Raw genomic sequence first — 25,415 nt, forward strand, 5'->3', positions numbered from 1 at the left:
TTTAATATCCAAACTTCTCTTTCCAATGATTGATTGGTTTCTCTATCAGAAACCATGAAATAGAGGCAATTCCAATTGTAATTGCATATAAGAAAAAAAACTTTAGTGGTAAGTGATTGGCAATAATAGGCAACTTGTTCAATAACCTGATAGTAGGATGATTAGGTGAGGAATGATAAAAGTTATAGATAAAATTGTGATAGATGTAAATCCCATAGCTAATACGACCAATATAAATGCTTAATTTGTTTTCTAATATGCCTTTCATGATGCCTCCGAAATTATAAGCGGCATTACCTACCAAAAATAGAGATAGGAAAGACTCAAATATTCGTAAGAATACAATGGTTATGATGCTTTGCCCTTCTGAAACCCATTTACTCAACATAATTACGCCTGTATAAAGCAGCACACTCACCCCAATCCATACTTTATTAGTAACAAATGCTTTGACTTTCTCATTTTTGTGATAAAAAAAGTAAGCTAAAAGCCCTCCCATACCAAAAGCATCAAGGCAGGTAGGCATCAGTACATAAGAAGCCATCCATGCTACACCGTTAAGGTAAAGAACAAGTCTGAGTAATATTGAGAGGCCGATAAAGCCAAATAACACTCTAACTAAATAGCGTGAAGGAATAAAAAAGATAACGAAAGGGAAAAAGAGGTAGAACTGTTCTTCCACTGCCAATGACCACAAATGGTCGATTACCCCTAACCATGATTCATAAATGGCAATATAGATATTGGTTGAGTATGTAAGGCACCACACGATTTTATCCCGAACTGGAGGAACATTAAGAATATAAAGGATAAGGATTGTCAGGTAATAAACAGGGAAAATGCGAATGGTACGTCGTATGAAGAATTGCTTGAGAGAAAACCCATGCGAACGATTGAGTGCTTCGTCTTTATCTTTGGCGTTTAACAAAATGCGGGTTATCAGAAATCCACTTAATACAAAAAAAAGACAAACGCCTAAGAATCCCAAAGGGAGTTTTAGCTTTTCGTCAGACCAATGGTCTATTAGAACCAATGATACTGCTATAAATCGTATGCCATCTAATTGTTTTAAATAGGAAGTGTTTTGTGCCGACATCAGGATTATAATTCTTATAGAAATCTACCAGTTTTGCTTGGGTTTTTGCTTCTGTATTGCTTGGATATTGATTGATTGGTTCGTAAAAGTAACAACAGATTGCTCATTTTCTACTCTGACAATACCTATCTGGTAAGTACCAGACTGAATATAAAATTTTGTAAAATCGCACACAAAGCTACCAAGCTTCAATTGATTTTTGAAAAGAAATCCGATATTAATATAATCTTTTAACTGAAAGGAAGCCTGAGTAAAAATTTTACAAGGAAACAAATAAATATTTTGTGCCGACCTTAAAATTATATATTGTCCTGCATCGGCTGAACTTACATCGAGGGTACCAGACTGTTTATCCGTCAATATAAAGCCTGATTCATTCTCTAAGATATTGATTTGTGTTTGTACTGAATCTTTTGCAGACAACAAGTCAGGCAAGAGTGAATCATAGAATGTCGGGACGGGTCGTTGTAATTGCGCATAAATGCCGTTTGCAGGCATTTCTTTGTCACTGTATTGTATCTTAAATTGGTCGGTTATGCGTTCATGCCTCAAATAAACAATATGCTGGAATTCAGCCAGATAAGTATAAAAATTAAACCCGATGCTCAATAAAATGGCTATTGTGATGACTTTTTTTTGTTTTTGTTTGACAAGTGAGTTGAGAATAATAAGATAACTTATACAAAGTATAAGAATCGAATTAATCTTGTACTTACTTGTCAGAAGAACTTCTATGCCATATGAAATACGGCCTATAGCTATGCCCAGGCAAGTAATAACTAAAAACATCAGGCAGCTAAGCAGAAATAAATCATTATTGCGTTGGCGGATGTTGTATTTACTGAATAAAACCTGAAAACTGAATAATCCGATAATGATCAATATAATAACACCTGTTGCCATTGATAGATCAAGGTGTTTGTTTGGAGATAAAAAAGACAAATCTATTGCATTGCCCGTAACCGCTAAGAATCCTTTTACTATGATAGGAATAGATGAAAAATTGAAACTGGAAACTTTATCAGGAGATGACTGGTATTGGAAAAAATACAAAAATAAGAATAAGACTGATGGCACCACCCAGGCAGTGAGTTCACGATACCGTTTCTGAAATAGAAGAATGGTTGTTCCGATAATTGGAATCAGGATTCCATTACTGCTTGTAAATATACCCAAGAAACAAGTAGCAATTGTTATAGAGAAGTAGGTTTTTGTGGGTTTGTCGTAACTGTAAATCAAAATATAAAAAGAGAGAAAGGCTAAGAATATAACCCAGAAATTTTGAACAGCGGCCATTCCCCAGAACATATTCTCGTACAACCCACTATTAAACAGCAAAAACGAAATTGGTACCAAGGTTATTAAAGCTGAATGATTATGGCTTCTAAACCTGTATAAAATCATTAAGATACCAATAAGACTTAAATTGCCTAATAGCATAAGCAGTTTTAAATCTAACGTACCTTTCAGAAAAAATATAAATAGTGCAAATATACGAGTCAGGAAAATCCGGTGCTCGTTATGTTGCGCAAAAAGTATTCTGACTTTGTTGAAAAATGAGTCTGATGTAAGAAAATCAGCTAATGAATTTCGTACAGCTAAATCGTCCCAATGAGGGATATTAATAGCATATTTCTGAAAAATAAATCCGAAAAGTACAGGCGGAATAAGTATCAGACAGAGCGCAAGGCCTTTCTGTACCAATGAATTTTTTAGTAGCATTGATTACAATTTCAAAATCGAAAATTCGACTCTACGATTTTTCTTTCTCGTTTCTTCTGTGGCATTGCTGGCAATTGGCCTTGACGGACCCCACCCCTTGGTCTGAATATGATTATCATCAATACCACCGACTTCAACCAGATATTTCTTAACTTCATTGGCTCTGTCCTGCGAGAGTTTTACATTTAGCATCAGGTTGTCGTCAGCACCGTCTGTATGACCTTCAATCATCACCTCCATAGTGGGATACTCTTTCATTAAAGCAATGATTCTGTTCAGCTCAGGGTAGGAAGGAGGCAGAATATCATATTTACTCTGATTAAAAAAGAGATTATGGAGTACAATCGTTTGCCCCTCTTTTATAGGTATCAGGCTAATATTCCGTCTGATTTCTCTGAAACGATTATCTTTTGTCAAATCAATATTGTCGCTAACAGCAATGAAGCCTTTTTTGGTGGCACTCAAACTGTAATTTTTCTTCAAAGGTACAACAAATTTGTATTCGCCGGTTTCAGGATCAAACTCTGACACGATTTTATCTTTCTTGTCTTTATCGGTGGTATCGTTAAGAGCTTCCAAAAATACATCAGCCGGAACAGGCTTTCTGTCAATGGCATTAATTACAGTTCCCGAAACTATGGCTACCGGGTCAGGCTTAATTGATGGGAAAAGTTTAATTCTGAAAATGTCTTCGGCTCCCATCGACCTTTCTTCAGAACTCAGATAAGCATATTCGCCTGATGCGGGAATTGTAAAATAACCATCCCACTTTGCTGTATTAATCAATGAGCCCAGGTTTTCAGGTTCACTCCATTTTGTCCAGGTACTATCCAGGCGACGGCTTAAAAAAATATCATTGTCGCCATATCCTGGAAAGCCTGATGTCGAAAAATAAATAGTTTTTGAGTCAGCTGCTACAAATGGCCCTCCTTCATCTTCCACTGTATTTATATTATTTCCCATATTTACAGGTTTAGACCAAGTACCGTTTTCATGCAGAAACGACACATAGAGGTCTTTACCTCCGCGTGTATCGTTTCGTTTGCAGGCAATAATCATTACCTTATTATTAGGAGCTAAAGAAAACTCAGTATAGGAAGCATTATTATAATAATCAGTAATTTTTACTTCTTTCGGAAACTCCCAGCCTGTACGTGTTTTTTTTGATTTGGAAAGACCCGGTCGATGAGATCCATCAGGTAAATAAGTGTTTAATAAAAATACGGTTTTGCCATCAGCCGAAATCGTGCTTACAGCATTGTGTTCTTCAGTATTTATCGGTGCCTGAATATTTTCTGCATTTCCCCAGGTGCCATCAGATTGCATTTTCGAAATCCAAACGTCCTGTTTTTTATCCCTGCCCAAATTTCCATCATGTCCTTGTCTTGTAAAGAACAGCGTTTTACCGTCTGGTGTGATGATAGGTGCAACCTCACGATATTTAGAATTAACTCCTTTGCCCAGATTTTCTTTGATGATTTCTTTTGGCATATTCTTCGACAGATTGATTCGGGCTTCGTAAGGTGTTGCCAACTCAGAAATACCAATAGCATCAATCTGATTATAGCCAGGTACTCTTGACGGAGACATTACCAACTTGATAGCATAGACCGAATAAGGTGTCCGTGGTATGACGATGTTCCACATCCGGCCGGGCATTTTGGGTACATCGTTTACATTATCATGTATCAGGTGTTCGGTATCAGTTGAATCGTAGGCAAATACTCTGATAATTGCCCCAGGATTATGATTTTCACCGATTGAAACCTGTTTGATTTTCATTGGTTTCTCAAAACCTACTTTTATCCATTCATCGCCATTGGTATCAGCACCTGCCGGAGACCAGGCTGCTTTGGAGTCGCCAGTCTGTGGTAGTTTACTTGGATTTCCCAGAATCTGTACAGCCCTGAACTCAAGACCCTGATTGGTAGGGTCAGTTCTCTCAGATGAAAACCCGATTACTTTACTGGCCCACTGAATATATTGAGCTTTGGCATAAAAAGAATGAAAAGACAGCAGGAGAATAACCCCAAAACAGGTCATAAATTTCGGATAAAACATTGCTGGTTTATCTGGTTTTTTGGGGAGTAATACATTCATACAATTTTTAATACTTTTGGAATAACGTTTAAGTTGTTTCTTATAAAACGAAAGTAAAAGAAAATTATTAAACTTTCAAGAAAACGATTGTTCGATATACCGTAGAAAATACTTTGCTCATCTGATAAACCTTTATTTAACTTTTCATTAACAAAATATTCTATTAAAAATTTAACAAATTCTTTCATTCTAACGTTTTGTTTACGTATTTAGCGGAAGAATTTCCTCTTCGACTTAAGTATTATTTTTAATCTTTATAAGTAAACAATGAAAAAAACATTCTTGACCGTTGCCGTTGTACTTGGTATAGCTTCGGTATCGAAGGCCCAAACCAAAATCCCTCCAGATGTAGAAAAGTTATTACAAAAAAATACTTGTTTGGCTTGCCATAAGGTAGATACCCGTTTAGTAGGACCTGCTTACAAGGAAGTCATGAAGAAGAAAAAATATAAACCAGAACAAATAGTTGAATTGATTTATAAACCGGTTCCGACTAACTGGGAAGGGTATCCACCAATGGCTCCGATGAGTCAGGTTCCTAAAGAGGAGGCTCTGAAAATTGCCAAATGGATTACTACATTGAAATAAACAGAAGGTAGTTTAAAGATAGTTATACAAAGTAAAACCCCTCCATAGGCATTAGCAGATGGAGGGGTTTTGCGTCAATAGAGGTTTATTCTAATACTCGCACTTTCAGAAAACTTGCATTTTTCTTTTCATGAAAAATGGTATGTGTAGCTGTCTGAAAATCTGAATAATCGGCAAAATGAATATTAGGCAGGTATTTCTGTGGATTACGGTCAATAATCGGGAAGAAAGTGCTCTGAATCTGAACCATAATCCTATGGCCTTTCTGGAATGTGTGGAGCACATCCTGTAGTTCAAATGATACATCTTCAACCTTGTTGGGCTTGAATGGAACTGGTATCTCAAAGCTCTTACGGAACTTTCCACGCATCGCTTCACTTCTTACCATTTGCTGATAGCCGGCCATTTTCATCTTTTTATCTGTGTTCGGATTATCTTTGGCATCATCAGGATACACATCTATGACCTTAACGATAAAGTCAGCATCAGTACCTGTTACAGCGACTTTCAGATTAGCCCAGATATTTCCGGCTAAAGTAATATCTTTATCTAAAATGTCAGTCTGAAAGGTCAGAACATCAGGACGTCGGCTTGCATGGCGTTGGTCGTCAACCATGTACTCACGAGGCATACCCGCGGTAATATAGTCAGATGATGGGACAGGTTTATCAGGATCTGATATATAAGAAGTAGTACTCTTTTTTTCTTCCGGCTCGCTGAACGAAAGTTTTCCATTAGCTCCGAAGTATAGATTTTTTTCTTTGGCTGCCTTTGGCGGCCACTCTGCAAAACTACGCCATTTGTTGGTTCCTGTTTCATACATCAGTGCTTCTGCAAAAACATTATCGCCTTGTCCTTTCAGGTAGTAATTAAAAAACTTACGCTCAATACTCCCTCGATAATAAGTGCTTGTTTTTTGCCCGAAATTTACATTGCCTAAAATATCACCATCACCTCTTGCCCATCCTCCATGTACCCAGGGACCTACCACAAAAATATTGGTAATGCCCGGATTCTTTTCCTCAATTGATTTGTAAGTCTTGAAAGTACCATATAAATCTTCGGCATCATACCAACCACCTACTACCATTACGGCGTGTTTAATTCCATTATGGTGATTCAGAATATTACGGGCTTTCCAGAAATCATCATAGTTGGGATGATCAAGATTGGCTCTCCAGTAAGGGTCTTTACCGAGGCTCTCTGTATAATTCAGGGAGTTTTTCAGAGGCCCTAAGTCCAGATAAAACTTATAACCATCAGGAGTGCCAAAATTGAAGCGCTTGCCATATGATTGTGTAGGCTTATTGTCAGTTCTATTAGTAAAGCCCGGATAAAATCCGAAATTATGAGGTAACATAAAAGCGCCATTATGGTAGCTATCATCTCGCCATAAATCAGCCATCGGAGCTTGTGGCGAAGAGGCCACTAAAGCCGGGTGAGTGGCCATCAAACCTGCTGAGGCATAAAAACCTGGATAACTGATGCCCCACATACCTACTTTGCCGGTATTGTAAGTGTTTTTTGTAAGCCACTCTATAGTATCATAGGTATCAGTCGACTCATCAATCATGGTCTTACTGCTTTTATTATCAATATGTGGGCGCATCTCTACAAATTCACCTTCTGACATCCATCGCCCACGCACATCCTGATACACAAAGATGTAACTGTCGTGCATCAGTTCAGAACTTGGCCCGACCAACGTTTTTAATTTACCTTCACCATAAGGAGCAACCGAGTAAGGCGTACGTTGCAATATGATGGGGTAATTTTTAGTGGAATCTTTTGGTAGATAAATGGAGGTAAATAAACGAACTCCATCACGCATGGTTATATATACTTCTCGCTTTTTATAGTTTTCACGCACATAATCAGCATCGGTATTCTGGGCCATTACCACACCCTGGCATAAAAGTAAACAGATAAGAATGAAGCTTCGCATAGTTTGTTGATAGTTTTTAGAAAAATGGATTTGCCTGATGATAAAAGTAGAGTAATTTCCGGCTTGTAAATATAAGGTTTGTCTCACGATTTTTTAAGCTGTCTTTTAAAAATATCCTAATTCAATAAATTCTGCTAATATTCATGGTAATCCTGCATCATGGTTTAAAAGTCTTTCTTATTGGAATTGATACATATTTATTTGAACTTTTTTATTATTTTTTTACTTTTGTATATAGAAAAATTCTCGCGAAGAGACTCACGGGAATAAATCCTTTGAATGCTGGTATATGGAAAATTTAATTGAAAGAGTAGAAACCGCTTTAAATTCGGTAAGACCATATTTACAAACCGATGGTGGGAATGTGAAAGTAATTGAAATTACAGATGATTATACGGTTAAACTTGAATTAATGGGAGCTTGTGGGGCATGTCCTATGTCTTCTATGACCTTCAAAGCTGGTTTGGAAGAAGCCATTTTAAAGGCTGTACCTGAAATTCGTAAAGTAGAAGCATTGAACTTAACACCAGCCTTCTAATAGCCTTGGTGTCAGACTGAAAGCTAAAAATATACAGCCACTTGCAGATACAAGTGGCTTTTTTATTATCTTGCACAGAAATTAATTTTCGCATACTTCGCGCAATAAACATCAGCTTAGGTTACATAATGGCAAACAAAATCAGAGTCGGGATTTTCTTTGGCGGACAGGCCAGAGAAAGGGAAATATCATACTTAGGGGGGAAAACAGCCTTTGAACACATAGACAAGGCTTTATTTGAACCTATTCCGATATTTGTAGACAGTTTGGGGCATTTTATACAAATCAATCCCGAATTACTCTATGAAGAATCTATCCGTGATTTTTTTCCATCAAAAAACCTTAACAGGGGCTTTCGGGTGTATATTGAGTCATTAGGAGAATTAAATGAAACACAACTTTATAAACTCATTTATAAAGTTGGTAAACAGGTTCAGCCAACTGATTTTCCTCAGATAATGGATTTTGCTTTTACCATTATGCACGGCCCTCAGGCAGAAGATGGTAGTGTGCAGGGTTTGTTAGAATGGTATGGTATCCCATATATGGGGCCTGGCTTGATGGGCTCGGCAGTCGGAATAGATAAACCCATGCAAAATAAACTGATTTCATTAGTAACAGGGCAAAAAAAGAAATCAGTTACTTTCACACGAGAAGAATGGGCTGTGGCAGATCGCTCGAAACAGTTTACAGATTTAATCAATAGTATAGGTTTTCCTTTTGTTGTAAAAGCACCGCATCAAGGGTCTTCAATTGGTGTAGCAATTGTCAGAAAAAGAAGTTTGGAGGAGTTTACAAGGGCCGTGAACCAATGCTTTTTTGAAGTTACTTTTAAAAAGAGTGAGTGGGAGAAAATGACCGAGCGCCAGAAACGCCATATGATGGAAAAAATGTCTAATCTGGATGAGGGAATTGGTTTTCCGGTAATGGTAAATGGCAAAATACTTGCACACCCTGCCGACCTGATGGAGGAGTTGGACGCTGTTTTATTTACTTCTGATAGTGTAACGGTAGTATCGGCACATGCTGAAGACTATGTGATGATTGAAGAATTTGTAGTAGGGCAGGAGTTTTCTTGCGGGGTCATTCAGCAAGATGATGGGAAAGCCATTGCCTTGCCTCCGACTGAGATTTATGGCGAGATACAAACCTTTGACTTTAAATCAAAGTATAAGTCAAATGTTACTAAAAAACGGATTCCGGTCGATACAAGTCTTGAAAACCTACATAAAATACATGAAAGCCTTTTGAAAACCTTCAATACCCTGGGCTTTTGTGTAGTAACCCGTATTGATGGCTTCCTGACTCCTGATAGTCGGGTATTATTGCATGACCCGAATACTATTCCTGGTATGTCGCCATCTTCTTTAATATTCAAACAAATGGCTGAAATCGGTTTGACGGTGACACAATCAATCACTTATTTTATTCGTCAGTCAATTCGTGAGCGTATCAGGAGCGGAAAAAATACTGTACAGTTCCGTCAGCTTTTAGAAAGGTTAGACAGTATGATTGAAGAACGGGTAAATACTCCCCGAAAAAAAGTAGCAGTAGTATTTGGTGAATCAGACGAGCAATACAAAACAGCCCAAAAAAAGATGGGAGAGTACTCTTCGTCACCAATTTATGAACCTGTACCAGTTTGTGCAGCCCGTAACGGACAAATGTATAAGATTCCTGTTAATCTGATGTTCAAGGCTGATATTCAGGATTTTGGACAGGCCATCGGGAAACCAAAGCATCCATTTATTATTGAAATCTTAGAAAAAGCAAAGAGTGTTACAAAAAAATATGCCGGCAGCTTTGATACACAAATGAAAAAACTTTCAGAATCTGAATTGGCAGAAACTGTACAGTTTATTTTCCAATGTGATTCTGAGACATTGATTGAACTCTAACACTTAGCAGTAACAATAAATAGAAAGGCTGTCAGCGATTCGGTTGGCAGCCTTTTTTATTTTGGCTTTAGGTTAGGCAGCTGTAAGCCAATCTTTTAATTCACTTCGTTTTCTACGAGAAACAGTAATTGCAATATTCTTTTTTATTAATAACCGATTATTGCTCAGAAGAGACCTGTCGGCAAAGGTCATATTTAATAAGAATCTTTTATGAATACGCAAAAAATTATAGCCTTTTAGTTTTGATTCAATCTTTTTTAAAGTAGAGGCAATGGTGATTGGATGTTTTCCTTCCAGATGAATGATTGTATAATTAACGTTGCCCTCTAAGAATAAAACTTCATTAATATTTACAGCCGTTTTTTGATTGAGAAAAACAATAGGGTTAAGTAAGTTTTTTTTCATGAAAATTAAATTTTTGGTCACATCAATAGTCAAAAATGCAAATTAGCTATTAAAAGAAAACGATTATTTGCCCAAATAAGGGAAATGGTTAATGAACAACGGATTTTGTTAAACGAAAAATACCGGACTGGTTTCGCTCCACTCCAGTATTTAGAAAGTTAATTTTGAAAATGGTATTATTTCTTCTTTTTCAGGTTTCTTCTTAAGGTGCTTCTTTTTCTTCGAGAAACCTTGATAAGTACATTACCGGGTAGGGTAACAATTTCATTTTTTAGAAGTGATTTATCTGCGTAGTTGAGATTAATAAGAAATTTTTTGTGAATCCGCAGAAATCCATGTATCTCAAGCAAGGGTTGAATTTTTTTTAAAGTAACTGCAACCATCAAGGGAGCTTTTTCTTCAAAATAGACTTTTGTGTAATTAATGTCGGCTTCGAGCAACGTTATTTCGTTGGCATACACCATCGTTCTTTTGTTTAGGTAGACGATAGGGTTAGGTAAAGAATTAGTCATAGTAAAAGCAATTTAAGTTTAAATAAGGTATAAAAAGGTTTAACTGTTCCAAGCTTTAAGGCATGAAAACAGTTTTTATTTTTATAAGAAGTGGGAGCGACTAAGCAACTGGTAAGTCTGGCTCAGGAAGCATTAACAGCGTTTTTGCTATCGAAGAGAACAGCAGTTTCAGGTAAGTGTTTAGTCATAGAAAAGTCAGTTATGAAACAATACTACTAAAATAAATTATAATTATCAAGCGGTATCATAAGTATTTTTAATAGAACAGGGGTTTTAGTTAATAAAGGTAGGGTTTTGGTTGATGAAGCTTTGAGAGATTATTGGAGTTAGGTTTTAACAAAATGCAAAAACCCTACCAATTGGCAGGGTTTAAGAGCAATATAGATTATAGTAATTAATCTTAATTACAATACTCACGTATTACATTGTAGGCTGCTGAATAGCCTAATTCACCAGCACGGCTCAGGTCATAGCAACCGCCATTATCATCTCCTAAAGCGTGTTTAATAATACCTCTTACATAAAATGCCTCTCCGTATTTAGGATTTAGTTTAATGGCATTTGAGCAATCCTGTAATGCTTCTTTCTGTGCACCTGTTGAAGAGCGGACAAAACCACGGAAGAAATAGGCTTCGGCATAAGTAGGATTTAACTCAATCGATTTATTCAAATCATTGATTGCACCTTTGGCATCGCCATTTTTGAATTTAGCTACGCTACGGCTATAATAAGCCTCTGAACGATCATCGGAAAACTCATTGATTTTACTTTTTTCCTGCACTACATTTCGTAGTTCATCTAAAATATTTTTAGTAATTCGTCCTGTATAAACCACTTTTGAATCAATATTCACATTATTGATTTCAATGGCTTTTGTCAGGTCATTAATAGCATCTTTCTGGCTATTTAGTTTACTGTTGCAAAAACCACGGCCATAATAAGCTCTTACATTCTGTGGGTCTAAAGCTATAGCTTTATCGAAATCGTTTATTGCTCCTCTGAAATCATCAATTTTGGTTTTGCTGAATCCGCGATTGTAAAATGATTCACTATCTTCTGGGTTCAGTTTAATTGCTTCGTCAAAATCTTTGATGGCACCAGTAAAATCGTTGATTCTTAAACGACTGAAACCACGACTGGCAAAAGTCTGTGAGCGTTTAGGGTTCATATCAATGGCTTTTGTAAAATCTGATATACTACCCGGATAATCCTCTAAACGTAATTTACAAGTACCACGTGAGTAATAAGCCTGAAATTTATTAACGTCTTCAGTATTCACTTCAATTACTTTGGTGAAGTCCTGAATAGCGCGTCGGTAATCTAATAATTTGGCTCTGGTAGTACCCCTTGCCAAATAGGCAAGCGCATCTTCAGGGCTTAATTCAATCGTACGATTATAGTCCTGCAAAGCAGCTCTGTGGTCTTCCTGCTCACCTTTGCTTTTGCCACGGTATAAATACGCAAGAGAATTTTTAGGATCAAGGTCAATGGTTTTATCAAAGTCTAAAATAGCACCTCTATGGTCTTTAAGTTGCTGTTTAGCTAAACCACGATTAAAATAGCTACTTGGGTTGTCGGGGTTCATAGCAATAGCGGTACTAAATGCCTGTGAAGCACCTACAAAATCACCAGCTTTACTTTTGTTGACACCAATATCGAAATACTCTGAGGCAGTTTGTTGCGCAAAAGTTTGAGACATACACAACACTGCTAATAGAAAGCACAAGGAGAAAAAACGATTTTTCATAGAGAATTTAAGCATTTAGGAGGAAGTATGTAATGATGCTAAGTGAACTAAAGTTTGAACAACAAAGATAAATTTTATGAGCCTTTAGTCCATAACTTTTCTGAAAAGATTTTGTTAAGAATACCATTAAATCAGCTAATATTAAATTTTATTGCAAAAAACTTGTAATTCTCAATAGTTTTTTAGCAATTTTACTATAATTTAAGTTTTACCTTGTGTAAAACCCCTTACTTACGTTGCTAAAAATTTCCTAAATTCATGAAAGTACTTCGTCTTTTGGCAGGCGTGGCTATTGGTATAGCGTTATTCGCCTCATGCAATTCAGCCAGAAAAACTTCACAAGACACAGCAAGTGGTCGTAAGAAAGACCCGGAGGCAGCAAATGCGGCTTTGAAAATTGGTATTATGCTTGATAGATTAGCTACAGATTTAGTGAGTGCTACTACTGGTAAAGCAGATATTTTGCGGACAGGTGAAGGTATTAATATTACTTTTCAGCCTGATTTCTATTTTGAATCAAGTTCAGAGCAACTAACGCCTGATGCAAAGAGTTTATTAAACGAGGTGTCAGGTGTTTTGAATCGATACCCTTACACTGAGGTATTTATTGAAGGCCATGCTGATAGCAGCGGGAATCAGCTAAAAAATAAAAAACTATCAGAAAATCGTGCGAAATCAGTAGCTTTATATATGAAAGCACAAGGGGTAGTGGCTGAAAGACTGGCAATTGCCGGATATGGTGCAACACGGCCTCTGGCCAGCAATGAAACACCAGAAGGACGACGTAAAAACCGCAGAGTGCTGGTAAAAATCAGAGCCAATGAAAAGAAATTTTTAGCTTCTAAAATTCAGGTAGCAAGTAAATAGATTGCTTATTAGTTTTTTGTTGAGGTTTTTAATATGTTAAAGAGCGACAGGGTTTGTCGCTCTTTTTTGATTCCCGGCCCAGGTTAATTAACAACACTATTTTCTACTTCTATGATTTCTTTCTGATGTAAATGAAGTCGAACATAATATTAAATGTCTTTCCTCCATCACTGGATATGTCCTGATATTGTCTGACTTTATCCGGCCCGAGATTTTCAAAAACAAAATTACCAGGTTGAACTACCCCTTGCGCATCGGTTTGTGTATATTTAAAACGCATAGCACCATCTTTGTATTCTCCGTCATTATACTGTGTAGCACCGCCACCTGAGCCTATCCACATTTGTGTCCACTTGCCTGTGGTTGGGTTATACCAGTTCTGGCTTTTCCCGTCACCGGGGCTATTAAATGCATACCAGTTTTCAAGTATTGTACAATCACCTGAGACACTTTCAACTACGCTTGTACCTACTCTGTGATTCGGATATTGATTGTTGTAAACCTCCCATGTGCCAATCCAGAAATCAAAGTCTCTTGCTCTGGGTTGGGTTTTACAAGGATAAACTCTGTTAGAAACGCTCTGATAAATATCCTTGAATCTGGGTAAATTGCGGATACTATCAAAATCTTTAAATTTCTCCATTTCATAGGCATTCAGATAACCGTTGGCATTGGCACTATCTAAATAAACCAAAGCCTTTTCCTTATTCATTTTCATGGCATAAGTCATGGCCATTCTTGAATATAACTGAGCTTTTAGTGCTGGCAATGGATTTTTTGATAGAATGAGGTTATAATATTTTATAGCTTCTTCATAATCTCCGGTAAAATGATTACTAAAGGCAAGTCTGGCATAGGTAATGTTCAGTGGATTTGATGCAGTAGCCAGATAGGCATTGTATTTAGAGATTGCCTCTTTGTACCTCATGTTAAAAAATAAAGAGTCAGCACCTCTTGTAGGCGATGGTTGTATATTTTGTGCCATAACAAAGTATGAGTTGAATAGTAAAAAAAGTACCAGATATTTGTAGTGAGTCATACTGATGAATGTGTATTTGTAAAAGATTGTTTGCAAAGCAATCGAATGAAAAATTGATTTAGGGTAAATTTTTCATAAAAATTGCTTTGCCGGGAAATTTTCACCTTTTATTTTTATTTACATAGTAATCTTGGGTTTTGAAATAAAAAAATGATCTAAAAAGGAACCATATGGGATTCAGATTAATGATGCTGTTTTTTGTGGTAGCATCTATTCAGGGCTTTTTTATTTCGGGGGTATTATTCTTTTATCAAAAGGGGATTCCAAACAGGCTTTTAGCTTTGTTTATTTTATTGTTTTCGATTTGCTTACTTGACTGGGTTGGCTTCTGGACTAATCATTATAATTCTTATCCTCTTTTTACTAATATTTCCATCAGTTTTTCGGCATTGTATGGGCCGATTTTATTTTTTTATTATCGTTATTCGGTTGAAAATTATAAGTTTAACAAGAATGATTTATGGCATTTTATATTGCCTGTTTTTATCCTTATAAAATATCTGCCTTATTATTCTTTTAATTGGTTTGGCTATAAAACTGGCTGGAGATTCTTATGGGAAATGACAATATTCAGTAGTACGGATATTACGCCTTACTTGTTACTAATCTCAGTATTTGCTTATTCAGCTTATTTGTGGTACAAATACACACCATTATTTAAAAGCCATGTTTATCAATTGTCATGGCATCGTTACTTGGTATTGTTTTTTTTCCTTTTTGGCGTTAATTCGGCCATTTATGTTATCTGGAATCGGTTTTTAGGTGGGATACCGATTTATTTTGACTTATTTATTTCGTTTGTAATTGTGGTTGCGATTTACTCGGTTACGATGCTGGCTTATATCAGGCCAGAGGTTTTCGCCGGAATGAGCATTATTCAATCAATCAAACAATTGAAGTATCGGAAGAATGGTTTAGGTATTGAACAAGGGCGAAAAATAGTGGCGCAATTGGACCAATTGATGCAGGAACAAAAACTTTATTTGGAAAGTGGACTAAAGGTGGACGAAATAGCAAGAAAAATGGGGGTGAGTAACCATCATATTTCTCAGGCTATTAATGAGCAACTCAAAATTAACTTTTCAGACTATGTGAATCATTTCAGAGTCAAGGAAGCTGAAACACTACTTAAAACCAAAACCAGGCAGGAAATGAATATTATTGAGATTGCCTATGAAGTAGGTTTTAATAATAAAAACTCATTTAATAATGCGTTTAAGAAAGTAGTGGGTGTAACTGCAACAGAATATCGTAGTTCTCTCAAACCTATTGAATAAAGTTAATAGTATAGACAATGGTATTTTATATATTTGTTGGGATAGGTTTTCTTGCCATAACGATTTAAAAAAAAACTGATTACTGGTTTATTTACAAAAGCAACTGCCCCACACCAAATAATAACACAAATGCTAAAGTTGAAAGAGACATTTGTTTCAGCATAGGATCAGGATTGGGAAGTCTGGATACTTTGATGCCATTAATAAAAAATAAGGGGAAGCATAACACATACAGAATTGTATATTGCTCTTTCAGAATACTGAATAAAAGAATGCTTACCATGCCAGCTATTAGCAGAAACCAATGGTATCTGATTGCTGCCTCGCGACCTAAACGGGCCGGGATAGTCTTTTTACCTGCACGGGTATCTGATTCAATGTCTCGTATATTGTTGATATTTAATACTCCCGTAGCGAAGAAACCACAACTTAAAGCCGGGAGAAGATTCAACCAATCGAAAGTTTTGGTATATAGATAATTACTTCCTAAAACGCCTACCAAACCAAAAAATATCAGTACTGACATATCTCCCAGTCCTGCATAGCCATAGGGTTTTTTACCTGCAGTATAAGTATAAGCAGCTAACATACAAAGTAAGCCCAAGCCTAAAAAGCCCCAGAACTGGTTGGTAGAAGCATCTCTGAAAACAAAGTATAAAAGTGATACACCAAAAATAAGACAGAAAATAGCCAGAATAATGATGCCATTAAGCATTTGTTTAGGTGTTATAGCTCCCGACTGAACTGCTCTTTGAGGCCCTACACGTCCGGCCAAATCAGCGCCGTTCTGGGTATCGCCATAATCATTGGCAAAGTTTGACAATACCTGCAAAGCAATGGTAGTAAGGCAACAGAAAGCAAAGATAAGCCAGTTGAAATGTCTGGAAGAAGCAGCCAGGAAACTACCCATAAAGATACTTGATAACGACAAAGGTAATGTTCGGGGACGGGCAGCAGAGAGCCAGTTTTTCATGATTCAGGTAGATAAGAATGACAAAAGCGTAAACAAAAATTTACGCTTTTGCAAAATTACACAAATGTGTTGCAATACAATTAAATTCCTACTGCTTTCTTGAAGTCTTCATTAGATGGAAGAACTTTATCCCGGAAGAAATGGGTCAATTCGCCATTTTCGTTAATTACGTACTTACTAAAATTCCAGTTTGGAGCGTTATCATTCCACCCATTCAATTCTTTATGTGTAAGCCATTGGTATAATGGTGCCTGGTCTTCACCTAAAACACTTACTTTTTCAAGCATCTGGAAAGTTACACCATAATTCTTTTGACAGAATTCTGCAATCTCTTCATTTGTACCAGGTTCTTGTGATTTAAAATTGTTAGCAGGAATCCCCAATACCACAATTTTATCACCATATTGCTTGTGAAATGCTTGCCACTCAGCATATTGAGGGGTGTTGCCACATTTTGAAGCTACATTTATTACCACTACTTTTTTACCTTTATAGCGGCTGAAGTTAATTGTTTCTTTGCCATCAAGCGATTTCAATGAATAATCGTAAAACGATCCTTTTGCCACAGAAGTTGATGGTCGGCCTTCGTTGAATTCTCTGTCAGAGAAAATAAGTTTTATTGTTCTGAAACTCATAGTTCCGATAATAGCCAAAAGGGCTAATGATGCTAAAATAAGGGTCTTTTTCATTTAATTGAATTGTTTAGAACGGTATGCGTTGAGATTGAAAGATTCGGGTATTACATTCTGATTGGTACTTCTATGCCTAATAACGCAGTTGCCTTGCGAATTGTTTCCGAAACAGCTTTTATTAATGCCAGACGAAACTGCTGTTTATCAGTATCTGTTTCGTTCATGATAGAAATCTCGGCATAAAACTGATTAAAAGTCTTTGCTAATTCATAAGTGTAGTTGGCAATAACTGATGGTGAATACTCATCACCAGCTTTTTTAACGGCATTCGGATACTCACTCAGAACAAAAATTAATTCAGTTTCAGATTTTGCTATTTCTACATTTTTAATCCGGCTATTTACTGAAATGCCCTGTGAAGACGCCTTCCGCAAAATAGAACAGATACGTGCATGAGTATATTGAATAAAAGGCCCGGTATTGCCTTCAAAACTGATTGAATCCGCCGGATTAAATAGCATTTTCTTCTTAGGGTCTACCTTCAATAAAAAATATTTCAATGCCCCTAAAGCAATCATCTGAAATAAAATATCAGCGTCCTCATTCGTAAAATCATCAATTTTGCCCCGTTCACGGGTTGTTACTTCGGCCGTTTCAATCATTTCGTCTACCAGATCATCCGCATCAACCACTGTTCCCTCACGAGACTTCATTTTGCCCTCAGGTAATTCAACCATGCCATAACTCAGATGATAACAACCATCAGCATAATTACGACCCAGTTTTTTCATGATCGCAAAAAGCACTTCAAAGTGATAGTCCTGTTCGTTGCCTACTACCCATATAGCTTTGTTAATATGGAAATCATGGAATTTAAGGTCGGTAGTCCCTAAATCCTGGGTAATATATACTGAAGTACCGTCGGCACGAAGCACTAATTTTTCGTCAAGCCCTTCTTCTTTTAAATCAATCCAAACACTTCCATTCTCTTTCTTAAAGAAAATGCCACTCAATAAGCCTTCCTCTACTAAATCTTTTCCTAACAAATAAGTATTTGATTCATAGTAAGTTTTGTCAAATGATACACCTATTTTCTGATAAGTTTCGTTGAAACCTGCAAAAACCCAGTCGTTCATTTTACGCCACAAGGCAACAGTTTCTTTATCACCTTGTTCCCACTTAATAAGCATTTCCTGTACCGCTTTAATAGCCGGGGCATTCTTTTTGGCCTCTTCCTCGCTCATGCCTTCCTGCATTAAGGCTGCAACCTCACTTTTGTAATGTTTATCAAAAATTACATAGTATTTACCGGCCAGATGGTCACCTTTGATACCGGACGATTCCGGTGTTTCTCCATTTCCAAATTGCTGATAAGCCCACATGGATTTACAGATATGCACACCTCGGTCATTTACCAGACAGGTTTTAACTACATCATAACCATTGGCTTCTAATATTTTTGATACAGAAAAACCCAGGAAGTTATTTCTTAAATGCCCTAAATGCAGCGGTTTGTTAGTATTAGGCGATGAATACTCAACCATTACGGATTGATTATTCTTAGGTAAAATGCCAAAGTTTTCATCGGCTAAAATGCCATTCAAAATATCAAACCATACTTCGTCGGCCAATACAAGGTTCAAAAAGCCTTGTACAACATTATAATTTTTAATATAGGTTGTGTTGGTCTTTAAATATTCTCCTATGGCATTGGCAATATCAGCAGGGCTTTTTCGGAGTTGTTTCACCAAGGCAAAAACCACATAGGTATAGTTTCCTTCAAAATCACTTTTGGTAGGTTGTAAAATCACTTCTTCTTCTACCTGAAATAATGCTGATAAGGCCTGCTTGATAGCAGATTTTAATGATAATTCGATATTCATAGATTGTGAGTAATGCTTCTTTGTGAAGCGCAATTTTCTGCAAAAGTAAGGTTTTTTCGTCAGAAAAATATGGTTTATTCGGGGTGTTGTTGTTCAGGATGTTTTTTTATCTTGTATAAGATCAATTTGTAATCTGAATGTTATTATGGATATTGAATAAATCCTTCTATGTTCTTCCTGAAACTGATGAATTAAATTATCTTTGAGCTAAAGATCCAGAACAGTAGGATATTTATGCAACAAAAACGTATATATGCTTTTCTGATAGATTTTCTTATTTCAAGTGTGCCAGCCGTATTATTGATGGACATGGAAATTTTTGTCTGGAAACTTGACTTTGAGACATCTATTTATCTTCCGATAGTTGTCATTATTGGCTTACTTATTATAAAAGATATAAGAAAAGGGCAGAGTCCGGGTAAATTTTATATAGGCTTGGTAGTTGTGAACAAATCAGGAAATGTGGTTGATCTTATTTTGCGGAATATGAGTCTTATTTTATTTCCTGCAGAGGCTCTTGTCTGGTTTATTTTTGATAAACGTATAGGAGATGTCCTATTCAAAACCAAGGTTGAAGTAATAGATCAGACAACTGTTAAAAGGAGTGCCGAATTAATGGCTGGTATTTTTGTAATTCTGTTAGTTTTATATCTGTCTATTACCAATCTGATAGGCCTGTATATACGTCAGAAACAAGAATATATTCTGACAGAAGCCTTTGTTTTTAGTAGCAAAGCAATTCAGGAGAAAACAGGAGAAGTTATCAGAATGGGAAAAGTTCCAAGATATAATATCAGCAAGCGTAACGGAGAAACTAATGTGCGTATAGAAACAAAAATCTACGGCAAAAAAGAAAATGTTGACCTAATTATTTTTTTAACGAAGAAAGAAGGAGAGGAATGGGTGATTAAAGATTATAAGTATGCTGAGAAATAGGGTTCAGTTAACTCTGAAAATAGCTCTGGCACTTATTTGAAGATTTTACTATAAAATTCTTTTTTTAAAACTAATAGAAAACTTTAAGAAAGATAATCAGGTTATGATACTGATGATACAGCCCTAAAATTTTATATATGAAATTAATTGCTTTTTTGTTGTTTTTAGCCCCGTTCTTTAATGAAAGCTATGCTAAAAAAGAAATAGGTCTTGTAGAGGAAATTGAGAATAATGAGGATGACTTCGATAAATTTTTTAAAGAATTTTGCAGAAATTCTACTTTTCAATTAAGCAGAATTAAATTTCCGTTGAAAGTAGTAGTAGTGGATGATGAAAAAAGAAATGAAAAAATGATTCAACAAAACGACTGGCGACATACGAATTTGCAAAAACTTAAAAGAGAGCATCCAAAGAATAGATTGGAAACTGTAGATAAAGGTACTGACTCTAAGGATGTGGTGTTTACTAATAAAGAAAGTGGAGAAGTAGTGCATCACTTGTTTTCTAAAATTGACAATCAATGGTATCTCACAAGTATTATTGATGAATCGGAATGATGACTTAGGAAATTGATAAAATAAATAATACTGAAAGCGTAAATAGCGATTTACTTACGCTTTCAGGAGTAATTAACCTTCCAGTTCCTTTAATAATTCCTCTGCTTGCTGTAAAGTCTTACTATAGTATTTAATTACCCATCTTGAAAAAAAGGACAAGAAAATGTATCCAATGGGGATAGCAATTGCCCAGAAATATTTGTTTTCGTTGAGGCTACGTCCGCCTGTAAATTTTGGCATCAGTAAAATGACAAACACTAAAAGAATATAGGCAAACACTACGCTTACCTGCTGAAATCTGATAAATCGCAGTCTCTGTTTGGCAAATTGTTTGAGTGTTTCTACGTATGGTTGATTTACATCTCCAATCGAGTTGATCTGGTAAAGTAAAACAAGGCTAATAATTGGTAAAACTATTAACATCAAGGAGGTAATAATGCCAATTCCTTGAAAGAATAGAGTAGTTAGCTTATTAAAGTTAATAATCATATAGACTACAGCTCCAAAGGCAAATAGGGTTCCGAGCGATTCATGAAAGATTACTTTTTTCAATTTAGATTTGTATCTGATTTCTGTCATTTTTTCAATAGTTTTTGTTTTTAAAAAAGGTTGTTTCTCTTTGAGATTACCTGCTTCATCCCAAAGTGTTTTTAGTTCCTCTAATTCCATTACTTTTCGAATTTATATGTTGTCTCTTTAGTTTTTCTTTAATACGTTGTATTTTAGTACCTACATTGGTTGCTGTAATTCCAATTATTTTGGCAATTTCAGCATAGCTTTTGTTTTCTAAGTATAGCATAACAATTCCCTTATCAAGCAAATTAAGGTTTTCGATTAGCTGTCGGAATAACTCCCATTTTTGTTCTTCTTCATTATTAAAATCGTCGTTATGGTTCAGTATTTGTTCATTTATCTCAACGGTCGAAACTCTTCTTTTAGCAATTTTTAGCTGATAAATAGCCACGTTTAGAGCAACCCGATACAGCCATGTATTTAAATTGGATTGCTGTTTGAAAGAATCGAAAGATTTCCAGAGCTGATAAATGATTTCCTGTACTAAATCAGCTTTGTCATCAGTATTATTGGTATAAACTGATGCAATCTTGAAAATTAGTCTTTCATTTTCCTTGATGGCTTTGATGAATATCTCTTTTTTTTCCACGTATCAATCAGGCGATTTTATTTTCTTGCCTTATTAGTGTATAGATTTATGAAAAAATCACATTAACTAAAAAAAATATTCTATTTTTTATTTAAGTACTTCTGTGCTCGTAAAATCATTCATTTATCTCCTAAATTTGGAATGATCTTAAATCCCCTGCAACATTTTTCCAACTTAGCTGTCAAATGTTTTATTGAAGACTATCAGAGAAAATAATGGGTTAGACCGTACTTTGGTCAATAAAGTATTAGATGGAGATACTAATGCTTTCAGACTCATCATTAAAAATACTGAAACTTTAGTCGGACAAATTGTTTACAAGATGGTGAAGAATCCTGCTGATAGAAAAGATATTGCTCAGGATATTTATTTCAAGACCTTTCAGAAATTAGATACTTTTCAGTTTCAATCTAAACTTTCAACATGGATAGCGCAGATTGCTTATAATTCCTGCTTAGGTTATCTTGAAAAAAGAAAATTAGTTTTAATAAATTATATTAATGATGGAGATGAAAATGAGGTGTTAGAAAAACTCCATCATGAGGTTGACCCCTTTAATAACGAAGTTGAAAATAGTTTTTTTAAGCTGGAGTTGTCTTCTATTTTAAAGATAGAAATAGAAAAACTTCCGACTATCTATAAAACTCTTATCACATTGTACCATAATGAAGAATTAAGTTATGCCGAAGTAGCTGAAATAACACAATTACCAGAAGGAACTGTGAAAAGTTATCTTTCAAGGGCACGGAAATTATTAAAAGATAATTTATTGCTCAATTATAAAAAGGAAGCATTATGACAAACGGACATCTGACTGAAGCAGAAATGCAGCAATATGCTTTAGATTCCAATAGCTGTACGGAAACAATTGTTACGCATATTAATCATTGTGCTTATTGCCAGCAAGAGGCAATGATATATAAACTAATGTTTCATCGTATTGAAGCCCAGGAAAAAGCTGTGTTTGATTTTGATTTGACTGAATTAGTAATGGCTCGGCTGCCGCAAGAACAAACTACGCATGATAAGTCATTTTTGTATATTATTACCACTGCTATAATTATAATGAGTGGAGTGGTAAGTTATGAATTTGGTAATAATATAGTGGATATCCTTTCAAGCTTAACACCCATGCTTGTGAGCCTTGTAATTTTAGCTTCATTTGGGGTTATGATTTTCTTCGGAGTTGATATGTATCAGAGATACAAGGCACAAATGAAGGTGCTTGATTTTTATTAAATATTGCAACAATTAAAGGAGTTATCTATCTAATCTGCTATAAAATATTAACATTTATAAAAATATGAAAAAGTCAATTATCATTTTATTTGCAATTGTGTGTCCTTTTATAGTTCGGGCGCAGGGTGAAAGCGAATTATACCCACCGGAGGTTTTCAGAGTTATTGTGACAATTTTCACAGTAGGGCTGTTTATGTGGTTTGTCTTAGCTATTATGAAACGCCTGATGGAGAATAAATTAAAACATAAGATTGTTGATAAGGGGGTGCCTGATAGTGTTGTTGCTTCGGTTTTAAAAACAAATCCTAAGGAAAATCTGAATAGTAATATGAAATGGTTTGCTATTCTTTCAGGTTTAGGTGTTGCCCTTACTGCTATTCATTACACCTTGCCTTTGGGTATTCACTCTTTAGCTATTATGGCTTTCTGTATTGCCGGAAGCTTTTTAGGATATTTCTTCTTTCTGAAGCACTCTGATAGTAAACCTGAATAAGTATGAAATATATTGCATTTCTTGTAATTAACCTGCTGTTTACTCAGTGTGACTTCGCTCAATCTTTGCCCGTTATTCGGGCAAAATCAAAGCTGGTAAACGTAAAAGACGGACAGATTTTTCAGAGGGCTGTCTGGAATCTCACACCTGAAGTAAAGCCTGATGTGTATCAGGCTTTAGAGCCACTCATTGACAAACGCATTACATTTTATACCGACATCGATTCGATTTCATTTGATGTAGTACCTGATAGAACCTATGATTTTCTTATTATACTGAATGATAGAGATACCTGCTATACACGAATTTCAACTTTTAGAAATACCAACCAGACTGCTATTGATGCTAAGGACGATAACCTGATAAAACCCGAAAAGTTGCAGCAAGATTTCATCGTTTTTCGGGAGGCATTGGAAAAATATCATGCCGGAATTTATAGATTTAAAAATAAACAACACTTAGATAAATTGTTGGATAGTTGTTTTATGGTATTAACCAGATCTATGACACAATTAGAGTTCGGCAAGACAATTCTATGGGTTATAAGTGCTTTAGAAGATGGTCATACACGCAGTAATGTTCCTCGTTTGTTAAGCGCTTATTACAACAATAATGCGAAGGTTTTTCCTTTATATCCTTATTTTGTTGATAGTAAAGCCTACGTGCTTTGCGGTAGTATTGAAAGGTTACCTGCCGGAACAGAAATTGTAGCGATTGATGGTATGCCCATTAAAGAAATTAAAGACAGGATATTTCGATACCTGCCCTCAGATGGTTCTATTAAGACCAATAAGCGACAGCAATTAAACGATGGTGCTTTCCCGATTTTGTATCATTGGCTTTATGGAAGCAAGAATACTTTTGAAGTACAGTATAAAAATCAAAAAGGGTTGATAGAAACTATCAGAATTGCCAGTATAGCTACAAAAAATGTTGCCTGTGACTTCTTACGGAAGCTGAACAATACCAAACCTTTACAATTGGAACGGCTTAACTCATCTACCGCTTTGCTCAATATAAGAACATTTGATGAAAATAGAATAGATCAGGCAAACATAGATTTTGGCGGGTTTATGGATAGTGCCTTTTCAGCGTTGAATATACAGAAAATCAGTAATCTGATAATAGATGTACGTAATAATGGTGGGGGAGCAGATGATTATGGCGCTTTATTGTATAGTTATCTGAGTCAGAAACCTTTCAGATACTTTGCCTCTAAGGCGTCAAGTACCCATGTAGTAAAATTAGAAGAAAACCCATTATTGGGTTTTCAAAAAGCACAATCCAATAGTTTCAAAGGGAAAGTTTTTATTCTGATCAATGGTTTTAGTTTCTCGACCACAGCAGATTTCTGTGCTACAGCCCGTAGTAATGACAGAGCCGTTTTTATAGGTGAAGAAACTGGAGGGGGCTATTACGGTAATACTTCGGGTGGAAGTACACAAACCATGCTTCCCAATAGCCAGATTATTGTTAATATTCCATTATATAAATATGTGAATGCGGTAAAAAAAGCACAATTTCCTGATAGAGGTATTATACCTGATTATGAGATAATACCTGATATTGAGGATATATTACAACACAAAGATGTTGAACTGGATTTAGCTTTAAGATTGATAAAATAATGGAATTAGTCTGTAATATTAATTACACGCTTGTATTGAAACTTTCTGAAAACCTCTTTGTGATAACAATACAAATGGTGTGATGAAGGTTCTCTTGTCTGACACTAATCAGTAAATATTAATGTATTAATACTGGTTTTGAAAAGCATCTCTTGGCTAATACAATTTACTCTGCTTT

24 protein-coding genes are annotated in these 25,415 nt (G+C 35.8%); 11 read left to right on the forward strand and 13 right to left on the reverse strand.

What is annotated here, in order from left to right; translation table 11 throughout:
- Position 1: 1 nt before the first annotated feature.
- The 3 genes from H1R81_RS02645 to H1R81_RS02655 are packed head-to-tail and all read right to left on the reverse strand — an operon-like array spanning position 2 to position 4,918.
- A complete protein-coding gene (locus H1R81_RS02645) occupies positions 2 to 1,096 on the reverse strand; it encodes an acyltransferase (RefSeq protein ID WP_181839125.1) in 1,095 nt (364 codons plus the stop codon).
- A 24-nt stretch (positions 1,097 to 1,120) separates the two neighbouring features.
- Complete coding sequence (locus tag H1R81_RS02650; RefSeq protein WP_181839126.1) at positions 1,121 to 2,818, reverse strand: hypothetical protein; 1,698 nt, start codon at positions 2,816 to 2,818, stop codon at positions 1,121 to 1,123.
- Positions 2,819 to 2,821: 3 nt separating this feature from the next.
- Positions 2,822 to 4,918, reverse strand: a complete 2,097-nt coding sequence (locus H1R81_RS02655) for an OmpA family protein (protein WP_229251039.1) — start codon at positions 4,916 to 4,918, stop codon at positions 2,822 to 2,824.
- A gap of 267 nt (positions 4,919 to 5,185) precedes the next feature.
- Between H1R81_RS02655 and H1R81_RS02660 the strand changes: the two genes are divergently transcribed.
- Positions 5,186 to 5,506 (forward strand): c-type cytochrome, encoded by a 321-nt coding sequence (locus H1R81_RS02660; RefSeq protein ID WP_181839127.1) that lies wholly within the window; start codon positions 5,186 to 5,188, stop codon positions 5,504 to 5,506.
- Between the two features lie 85 nt (positions 5,507 to 5,591).
- Here the strand turns inward: H1R81_RS02660 and H1R81_RS02665 are convergent, their stop codons facing one another.
- Positions 5,592 to 7,538, reverse strand: coding sequence for a CocE/NonD family hydrolase (locus H1R81_RS02665; RefSeq protein WP_310588046.1), 1,947 nt, complete (start codon positions 7,536 to 7,538; stop codon positions 5,592 to 5,594).
- Positions 7,539 to 7,740: 202 nt separating this feature from the next.
- On the opposite strand from H1R81_RS02665, the gene H1R81_RS02670 reads away from it, so the two are divergent.
- Together H1R81_RS02670 and H1R81_RS02675 are read left to right on the forward strand one after the other, a co-directional pair.
- A complete protein-coding gene (locus tag H1R81_RS02670) occupies positions 7,741 to 7,989 on the forward strand; it encodes a NifU family protein (RefSeq protein ID WP_181839128.1) in 249 nt (82 codons plus the stop codon).
- A 128-nt stretch (positions 7,990 to 8,117) separates the two neighbouring features.
- Entirely contained in the window at positions 8,118 to 9,887 is a 1,770-nt protein-coding gene (locus tag H1R81_RS02675) for a D-alanine--D-alanine ligase (RefSeq protein ID WP_181839129.1), read from the forward strand.
- 72 nt (positions 9,888 to 9,959) lie between these two features.
- Here the strand turns inward: H1R81_RS02675 and H1R81_RS02680 are convergent, their stop codons facing one another.
- The 3 genes from H1R81_RS02680 to H1R81_RS02690 form a co-directional block, all read right to left on the reverse strand.
- Entirely contained in the window at positions 9,960 to 10,292 is a 333-nt protein-coding gene (locus H1R81_RS02680; RefSeq protein ID WP_181839130.1) for a LytTR family DNA-binding domain-containing protein, read from the reverse strand.
- A gap of 176 nt (positions 10,293 to 10,468) precedes the next feature.
- A complete protein-coding gene (locus tag H1R81_RS02685) occupies positions 10,469 to 10,804 on the reverse strand; it encodes a LytTR family DNA-binding domain-containing protein (protein ID WP_181839131.1) in 336 nt (111 codons plus the stop codon).
- Between the two features lie 400 nt (positions 10,805 to 11,204).
- A complete protein-coding gene (locus H1R81_RS02690) occupies positions 11,205 to 12,503 on the reverse strand; it encodes a tetratricopeptide repeat protein (protein WP_181839132.1) in 1,299 nt (432 codons plus the stop codon).
- A 306-nt stretch (positions 12,504 to 12,809) separates the two neighbouring features.
- On the opposite strand from H1R81_RS02690, the gene H1R81_RS02695 reads away from it, so the two are divergent.
- Positions 12,810 to 13,418, forward strand: coding sequence for an OmpA family protein (locus tag H1R81_RS02695; RefSeq protein ID WP_181839133.1), 609 nt, complete (start codon positions 12,810 to 12,812; stop codon positions 13,416 to 13,418).
- 109 nt (positions 13,419 to 13,527) lie between these two features.
- On the opposite strand, the gene H1R81_RS02700 is transcribed toward H1R81_RS02695, so the two are convergent.
- Entirely contained in the window at positions 13,528 to 14,403 is an 876-nt protein-coding gene (locus H1R81_RS02700) for a tol-pal system YbgF family protein (protein WP_181839134.1), read from the reverse strand.
- Between the two features lie 224 nt (positions 14,404 to 14,627).
- On the opposite strand from H1R81_RS02700, the gene H1R81_RS02705 reads away from it, so the two are divergent.
- Positions 14,628 to 15,734 carry an AraC family transcriptional regulator gene (locus H1R81_RS02705; RefSeq protein ID WP_181839135.1) on the forward strand — a complete coding sequence of 369 codons (1,107 nt, stop codon included), beginning with the start codon at positions 14,628 to 14,630 and terminating at the stop codon, positions 15,732 to 15,734.
- A 91-nt stretch (positions 15,735 to 15,825) separates the two neighbouring features.
- Here H1R81_RS02705 and H1R81_RS02710 read toward each other — a convergent pair whose 3' ends face one another.
- The 3 genes from H1R81_RS02710 to argS all read right to left on the reverse strand — a co-directional run bounded on the left by H1R81_RS02710 (position 15,826) and on the right by argS (position 19,222).
- Positions 15,826 to 16,707, reverse strand: coding sequence for a 1,4-dihydroxy-2-naphthoate polyprenyltransferase (locus H1R81_RS02710; protein WP_181839136.1), 882 nt, complete (start codon positions 16,705 to 16,707; stop codon positions 15,826 to 15,828).
- An 80-nt stretch (positions 16,708 to 16,787) separates the two neighbouring features.
- The gene (locus H1R81_RS02715; RefSeq protein ID WP_181839137.1) at positions 16,788 to 17,396 is read right to left on the reverse strand and encodes a glutathione peroxidase; all 609 of its coding nucleotides are present in this window, start codon (positions 17,394 to 17,396) and stop codon (positions 16,788 to 16,790) included.
- 50 nt (positions 17,397 to 17,446) lie between these two features.
- Positions 17,447 to 19,222 carry an arginine--tRNA ligase gene (gene argS / locus H1R81_RS02720; RefSeq protein WP_181839138.1) on the reverse strand — a complete coding sequence of 592 codons (1,776 nt, stop codon included), beginning with the start codon at positions 19,220 to 19,222 and terminating at the stop codon, positions 17,447 to 17,449.
- A 234-nt stretch (positions 19,223 to 19,456) separates the two neighbouring features.
- On the opposite strand from argS, the gene H1R81_RS02725 reads away from it, so the two are divergent.
- Complete coding sequence (locus H1R81_RS02725) at positions 19,457 to 20,158, forward strand: RDD family protein (RefSeq protein WP_181839139.1); 702 nt, start codon at positions 19,457 to 19,459, stop codon at positions 20,156 to 20,158.
- A 137-nt stretch (positions 20,159 to 20,295) separates the two neighbouring features.
- On the forward strand, positions 20,296 to 20,715 hold the full coding sequence (locus H1R81_RS02730) for a DUF4348 domain-containing protein (protein WP_181839140.1): 420 nt from the start codon (positions 20,296 to 20,298) through the stop codon (positions 20,713 to 20,715).
- Positions 20,716 to 20,787: 72 nt separating this feature from the next.
- On the opposite strand, the gene H1R81_RS02735 is transcribed toward H1R81_RS02730, so the two are convergent.
- Positions 20,788 to 21,384, reverse strand: a complete 597-nt coding sequence (locus H1R81_RS02735; protein ID WP_181839141.1) for a hypothetical protein — start codon at positions 21,382 to 21,384, stop codon at positions 20,788 to 20,790.
- A complete protein-coding gene (locus H1R81_RS02740) occupies positions 21,350 to 21,877 on the reverse strand; it encodes an RNA polymerase sigma factor (protein WP_181839142.1) in 528 nt (175 codons plus the stop codon). The genes H1R81_RS02735 and H1R81_RS02740 overlap by 35 nt, the downstream gene beginning before the upstream one ends.
- Positions 21,878 to 22,070: 193 nt before the next feature.
- Here H1R81_RS02740 and H1R81_RS02745 point away from each other — a divergent pair, with 193 nt between their 5' ends.
- From H1R81_RS02745 to H1R81_RS02760, 4 genes are all read left to right on the forward strand, one after another.
- Positions 22,071 to 22,676, forward strand: a complete 606-nt coding sequence (locus tag H1R81_RS02745; protein WP_181839143.1) for an RNA polymerase sigma factor — start codon at positions 22,071 to 22,073, stop codon at positions 22,674 to 22,676.
- Positions 22,673 to 23,116, forward strand: coding sequence for a hypothetical protein (locus H1R81_RS02750; RefSeq protein WP_181839144.1), 444 nt, complete (start codon positions 22,673 to 22,675; stop codon positions 23,114 to 23,116). Before H1R81_RS02745 ends, H1R81_RS02750 begins: the two co-directional genes overlap by 4 nt.
- A 64-nt stretch (positions 23,117 to 23,180) precedes the next feature.
- Entirely contained in the window at positions 23,181 to 23,609 is a 429-nt protein-coding gene (locus H1R81_RS02755; protein ID WP_181839145.1) for a hypothetical protein, read from the forward strand.
- Between the two features lie 2 nt (positions 23,610 to 23,611).
- Entirely contained in the window at positions 23,612 to 25,237 is a 1,626-nt protein-coding gene (locus H1R81_RS02760) for a S41 family peptidase (RefSeq protein WP_181839146.1), read from the forward strand.
- Positions 25,238 to 25,415: the final 178 nt, after the last annotated feature.

This window comes from Emticicia sp. BO119, from assembly GCF_013912375.1.
In the GTDB taxonomy this organism is placed as follows: domain Bacteria; phylum Bacteroidota; class Bacteroidia; order Cytophagales; family Spirosomataceae; genus Emticicia.

What these genes read in the sequence shown, in the direction of transcription:
- H1R81_RS02655 (WP_229251039.1), bottom strand. Translation starts at nt 4,918, where the DNA reads ATGAATGTATTACTCCCCAAAAAACCAGATAAACCAGCAATGTTTTAT.
- H1R81_RS02695 (WP_181839133.1), top strand. Translation starts at nt 12,810, where the DNA reads ATGAAAGTACTTCGTCTTTTGGCAGGCGTGGCTATTGGTATAGCGTTA.
- H1R81_RS02725 (WP_181839139.1), top strand. Translation starts at nt 19,457, where the DNA reads ATGCAACAAAAACGTATATATGCTTTTCTGATAGATTTTCTTATTTCA.
- H1R81_RS02660 (WP_181839127.1), top strand. Translation starts at nt 5,186, where the DNA reads ATGAAAAAAACATTCTTGACCGTTGCCGTTGTACTTGGTATAGCTTCG.
- H1R81_RS02715 (WP_181839137.1), bottom strand. Translation starts at nt 17,396, where the DNA reads ATGAAAAAGACCCTTATTTTAGCATCATTAGCCCTTTTGGCTATTATC.
- H1R81_RS02675 (WP_181839129.1), top strand. Translation starts at nt 8,118, where the DNA reads ATGGCAAACAAAATCAGAGTCGGGATTTTCTTTGGCGGACAGGCCAGA.
- H1R81_RS02700 (WP_181839134.1), bottom strand. Translation starts at nt 14,403, where the DNA reads ATGGCACAAAATATACAACCATCGCCTACAAGAGGTGCTGACTCTTTA.
- H1R81_RS02645 (WP_181839125.1), bottom strand. Translation starts at nt 1,096, where the DNA reads ATGTCGGCACAAAACACTTCCTATTTAAAACAATTAGATGGCATACGA.
- H1R81_RS02755 (WP_181839145.1), top strand. Translation starts at nt 23,181, where the DNA reads ATGAAAAAGTCAATTATCATTTTATTTGCAATTGTGTGTCCTTTTATA.
- H1R81_RS02705 (WP_181839135.1), top strand. Translation starts at nt 14,628, where the DNA reads ATGGGATTCAGATTAATGATGCTGTTTTTTGTGGTAGCATCTATTCAG.
- H1R81_RS02650 (WP_181839126.1), bottom strand. Translation starts at nt 2,818, where the DNA reads ATGCTACTAAAAAATTCATTGGTACAGAAAGGCCTTGCGCTCTGTCTG.
- argS (WP_181839138.1), bottom strand. Translation starts at nt 19,222, where the DNA reads ATGAATATCGAATTATCATTAAAATCTGCTATCAAGCAGGCCTTATCA.
- H1R81_RS02670 (WP_181839128.1), top strand. Translation starts at nt 7,741, where the DNA reads ATGGAAAATTTAATTGAAAGAGTAGAAACCGCTTTAAATTCGGTAAGA.
- H1R81_RS02685 (WP_181839131.1), bottom strand. Translation starts at nt 10,804, where the DNA reads ATGACTAATTCTTTACCTAACCCTATCGTCTACCTAAACAAAAGAACG.
- H1R81_RS02680 (WP_181839130.1), bottom strand. Translation starts at nt 10,292, where the DNA reads ATGAAAAAAAACTTACTTAACCCTATTGTTTTTCTCAATCAAAAAACG.
- H1R81_RS02760 (WP_181839146.1), top strand. Translation starts at nt 23,612, where the DNA reads ATGAAATATATTGCATTTCTTGTAATTAACCTGCTGTTTACTCAGTGT.
- H1R81_RS02710 (WP_181839136.1), bottom strand. Translation starts at nt 16,707, where the DNA reads ATGAAAAACTGGCTCTCTGCTGCCCGTCCCCGAACATTACCTTTGTCG.
- H1R81_RS02730 (WP_181839140.1), top strand. Translation starts at nt 20,296, where the DNA reads ATGAAATTAATTGCTTTTTTGTTGTTTTTAGCCCCGTTCTTTAATGAA.
- H1R81_RS02690 (WP_181839132.1), bottom strand. Translation starts at nt 12,503, where the DNA reads ATGTCTCAAACTTTTGCGCAACAAACTGCCTCAGAGTATTTCGATATT.
- H1R81_RS02750 (WP_181839144.1), top strand. Translation starts at nt 22,673, where the DNA reads ATGACAAACGGACATCTGACTGAAGCAGAAATGCAGCAATATGCTTTA.
- H1R81_RS02735 (WP_181839141.1), bottom strand. Translation starts at nt 21,384, where the DNA reads ATGGAATTAGAGGAACTAAAAACACTTTGGGATGAAGCAGGTAATCTC.